The following is a 3,413-nucleotide window of genomic DNA, read 5'->3' on the forward strand; positions in this document are numbered from 1 at the left end:
CCTACTAACCAACCTCTATCTCCTTTTATTATCTTCTTCTTCCCATCATATCCATAAACTATGCTTCCAGTTCCAGAGATAACTATACAGCCAGTTGGAGCATTAGATAATAGAACTACATGGGCATCATGTTCTATTATTACTTTGTCTGAATAATCTGATAAGTTCCTGTATAGAATTCCTTTAACTTGTCTGGCTATAGTATTGGTATCTATGCCTGCCAATGAGATGGCAATTCCATCAAATTTTCTATTAAATGAAGATATTATATTAGTAAGTCGTGAAACGGAATTATGAATACCTACTGTTGCTACGCTCGCTGGAGGGAACCTATGTTCTTTACTTATTTCTTTTCCATCATAAAAATATACTTTAGTTGACGTACCACCTGCATCTATTAGAAGATACTCCATAAATAATATAAGGGAATAATTCACATAAAAATTGGTGCAATACGATGCTAAAGCATGGAAAGTATATTTATGTAGACCTAGGAAATAAATACTTGAAGGTTAGAGTGCTTAAGAGCAGAGATGAGAACTCACCAGATAGATATGTTTTAACCAGATTCGTTACGAAATATAGACCAAGAAACGTAGAAATAGTTAAACTGGATAATTTGCCCATTGAAGTTAGAGATAAAATAACTAATTATTTTTTATAACTCTTTCTAAAATTCCGTGTCTTTCTAACGTATTAAGCGTTATATATACCGATATTATTCCAATTGATGCTATTATGAGCGTATAAAGAGACTGTGTAATTAAGTAATACTTATCATTTATTATGCTGTTAATTACTTTAAACAATACAAAATATATAAATATTATATTTATGATCCTAATTATATCATGCCATACTTTAATATCTCTTTCTAAAGCCTTAGAAATAGCCTTACCTCCAAATAAGACTATAGCAGAAAATGTTACGTAAGGTAATAGTTGCAGTATTATGAATGCTGCCTCAATCACTGGGAGGGAAAACTTGTTAAATTGTAATTGAAAATATAGATTTATAAAGCCTATTAAAATTCCTACTATAGAAATAGTGGCACTAATTACCATTATGGTAGAATTTTCCCACCAATTCTCTATCGCTTCATCAATTTTCAAGCCTTTTAATACCATAGCTGCTCCTAAAATAATCAAAACAGCAGGTTCTATATAAACGGAGAGATTTAATGCTGACAATATTCCAGCTAATGCTAATATTACACCGGGTACTCCTAGGAAGATTCTTGCATAACGTTCTTCAGTTAATGCCTTCTTTATATACTTACTTAGTAATGCATAAGTCTCTTCAACCCCCCTGTATTGCTCTACTATAACCTGCTGAGTAGCTAAGATCTTAAGTCTAGATTGAATTATTGGTATAACACTAGCATCTTCAGGGCTATCGTAAACGACCACTGCATTCTGAGGCATAAGCTCGGAGATTATTTCGTCTAATTTTCTAGAAAATTCAATTTGAGCCTCCAAACCACCTTGCTTAGAGCCAGTTATAAAAACTATCTCTGCATCTTCACCTTTATTTTTCAGGCTTTTATATACATTATAAGCCACTACCATGGAATTAAAATCCGAATCAGTAGGAATCATAGTAGATGCTTTATCTATTACGACCTTACATTTCTCTTCTCCTATAACTGGAGTAGAGAAACCTAATTCTCCTATATCATCATCTATATCAATGTAAATCACTATTGTCCTTACCATCTGTATTATCTATTTCCCCGTAAAGTATATAAAATTCTTCAAACGATAATCTCTTCTTCTGTTTAAGCTTCTCTTCAGCTTCTTTCTTCTTCTTCTCTAGAATCTCCTTATTAGGTAACTTAGGTAAGAGTCCCTCTTTCATGCTCTTCAGTTGTTGATTTAATTTATCACGTTCATTTCTAGCCTGGGTTATCTTAGCCTTTATATCTTCTATTTGGTTAGAAATCTCCTCTATTTCTTTATTTATAGAATTAACTTCCTCTATTAGTCTTTTTCTCTCCTGAGATAAAGAACTGATAAGCTTCCTCTTCTCTCCTATTTCATTAAGGAGAGTCTTAATTCTATCACTTATACTACTTAATTCCACTCTTTTTGCTAGTAATTCAGCTCTATTCTCAGCTTCCTTCTCCTTCACTTTTAGGAACTTCTTAGCAATCTGTAACTTTTTTTCAAGCTCGGCTATCTGTTGAACTATCCTCTTTTCATCTTCTAAAGTAATCCTCTCATCAGTCTGAAGCTTCCACTCTAATTCCTTTATCTTCTTCTCTATAGCATTGGGATTACGAAGGTTCTGAGAAGAGATATTTTTAACCTCTTCGAATTCCTTCCTTATCTGTTGTATAATTTCAATAAGATGTTTTTTCTTTTCCTTTAACTGATTAAACTCCTCTAATTTCATCTTATACTCCTGCCTAAGATTATTTACTTGTTCCCTTAGCTCTTTTAGCCTCTTTATTTTCTCTGCTCTCTTCTCCCTTAGCCTCTTTATTTTCTCGATCAGATCTAACTTATCTTGATTAAGCTTATTTATGAGGTCTCTTACCTCAGCCAATTTTTGATATAAATATGCTTCATCTTCAGCAGTTTCTGAAGACATGCTTGCTTACAATAATGTTGCAAACATTTAAATAACTATTTCCGACATAATAACCGTGAACTATGACACATTTTTAAAATTGAAACCACAAAAATCAACGTTTAACATATCAGAATTCGCAATTGGTATTATAATCAATTATTAATATACGTTTATTTGTCTAATTTATCTCTGTGATGAAAAACAACCTTACGGAGATTGGAGAATTTATCAAACCTATACTTAAAAATAAGGCTCTAATTAAACTAAGAAAAGATATTAATTATGTAGATATTAATATAATAGGAAAAATTGCATACGATTCAAATGGAGCAGAAATAGGGAGGATTTTAGACGTAATAGGAAACGTTGAACAACCATATGCTTTAGTAAATATTAATTACGAAATTTCTCACCTTGGTAAAATATTTGTCAGTTTTAAGCAAAGGAGGAGAAAGAGATGAAATGTCCCAATTGTGGATTAGAAAATGTAATAACACAAGATCATAAGGAAGGTATATTAGTTTGCACTAATTGCGGATACGTGATAGAGGAGAACATAATAGATTTAGGACCAGATTGGAGAGCGTATAATTCTAAGGATAGAAATGAGAGAGAAAGAGTCGGGAGCCCATCAACTCCGAAGGTTCACGATTGGGGGTTTCATACTATAATCGGTTTCGGGAGAGCTAAAGACAGAATAAAAACAATTAAAATGCAAAGAATTCAAAATAAGATCAGAGTATCTCAAAAAGACAAAAAATTAGTAACATTACTATCAATACTAAATGATGAAAGTGCAAAGCTAGAACTGCCTGAACACGTCAAAGAAACAGCGTCAC

6 protein-coding genes are annotated in these 3,413 nt (G+C 32.4%); 3 read left to right on the forward strand and 3 right to left on the reverse strand.

Annotated elements, in window-relative coordinates; translation table 11 throughout:
- Nucleotides 1-413, reverse strand: a 413-nt coding sequence (locus DMP16_RS08555; RefSeq protein WP_342764252.1) for a BadF/BadG/BcrA/BcrD ATPase family protein, incomplete at its 3' end; no start/stop codon positions are given.
- Between the two features lie 44 nt (nt 414-457).
- Here DMP16_RS08555 and DMP16_RS08560 point away from each other — a divergent pair.
- Nucleotides 458-664, forward strand: coding sequence for a DUF5622 domain-containing protein (locus DMP16_RS08560; protein ID WP_069281738.1), 207 nt, complete (start codon nt 458-460; stop codon nt 662-664).
- Here DMP16_RS08560 and DMP16_RS08565 read toward each other — a convergent pair.
- Together DMP16_RS08565 and DMP16_RS08570 are read right to left on the reverse strand one after the other, a co-directional pair.
- Entirely contained in the window at nt 648-1,715 is a 1,068-nt protein-coding gene (locus tag DMP16_RS08565) for a DUF373 family protein (RefSeq protein ID WP_069281740.1), read from the reverse strand. The genes DMP16_RS08560 and DMP16_RS08565 overlap by 17 nt on opposite strands.
- Complete coding sequence (locus DMP16_RS08570; protein ID WP_069281742.1) at nt 1,687-2,592, reverse strand: hypothetical protein; 906 nt, start codon at nt 2,590-2,592, stop codon at nt 1,687-1,689. The genes DMP16_RS08565 and DMP16_RS08570 overlap by 29 nt, the downstream gene beginning before the upstream one ends.
- A gap of 176 nt (nt 2,593-2,768) precedes the next feature.
- Between DMP16_RS08570 and DMP16_RS08575 the strand changes: the two genes are divergently transcribed.
- Together DMP16_RS08575 and DMP16_RS08580 are read left to right on the forward strand one after the other, a co-directional pair.
- Nucleotides 2,769-3,035 carry an H/ACA RNA-protein complex protein Gar1 gene (locus DMP16_RS08575; protein ID WP_069281745.1) on the forward strand — a complete coding sequence of 89 codons (267 nt, stop codon included), beginning with the start codon at nt 2,769-2,771 and terminating at the stop codon, nt 3,033-3,035.
- On the forward strand, nt 3,032-3,413 hold a 382-nt coding region (locus tag DMP16_RS08580), incomplete at its 3' end, for a transcription initiation factor IIB family protein (protein ID WP_143577099.1). The genes DMP16_RS08575 and DMP16_RS08580, both read left to right, overlap by 4 nt.

It is taken from the genome of Sulfolobus sp. B1 (assembly GCF_007050195.1).
GTDB lineage: Archaea > Thermoproteota > Thermoprotei_A > Sulfolobales > Sulfolobaceae > Saccharolobus.

Coding starts and splice junctions, on each gene's coding strand:
- DMP16_RS08560 (WP_069281738.1), top strand. CDS start 458: ATGCTAAAGCATGGAAAGTATATTTATGTAGACCTAGGAAATAAATAC.
- DMP16_RS08565 (WP_069281740.1), bottom strand. CDS start 1,715: ATGGTAAGGACAATAGTGATTTACATTGATATAGATGATGATATAGGA.
- DMP16_RS08570 (WP_069281742.1), bottom strand. CDS start 2,592: ATGTCTTCAGAAACTGCTGAAGATGAAGCATATTTATATCAAAAATTG.
- DMP16_RS08575 (WP_069281745.1), top strand. CDS start 2,769: ATGAAAAACAACCTTACGGAGATTGGAGAATTTATCAAACCTATACTT.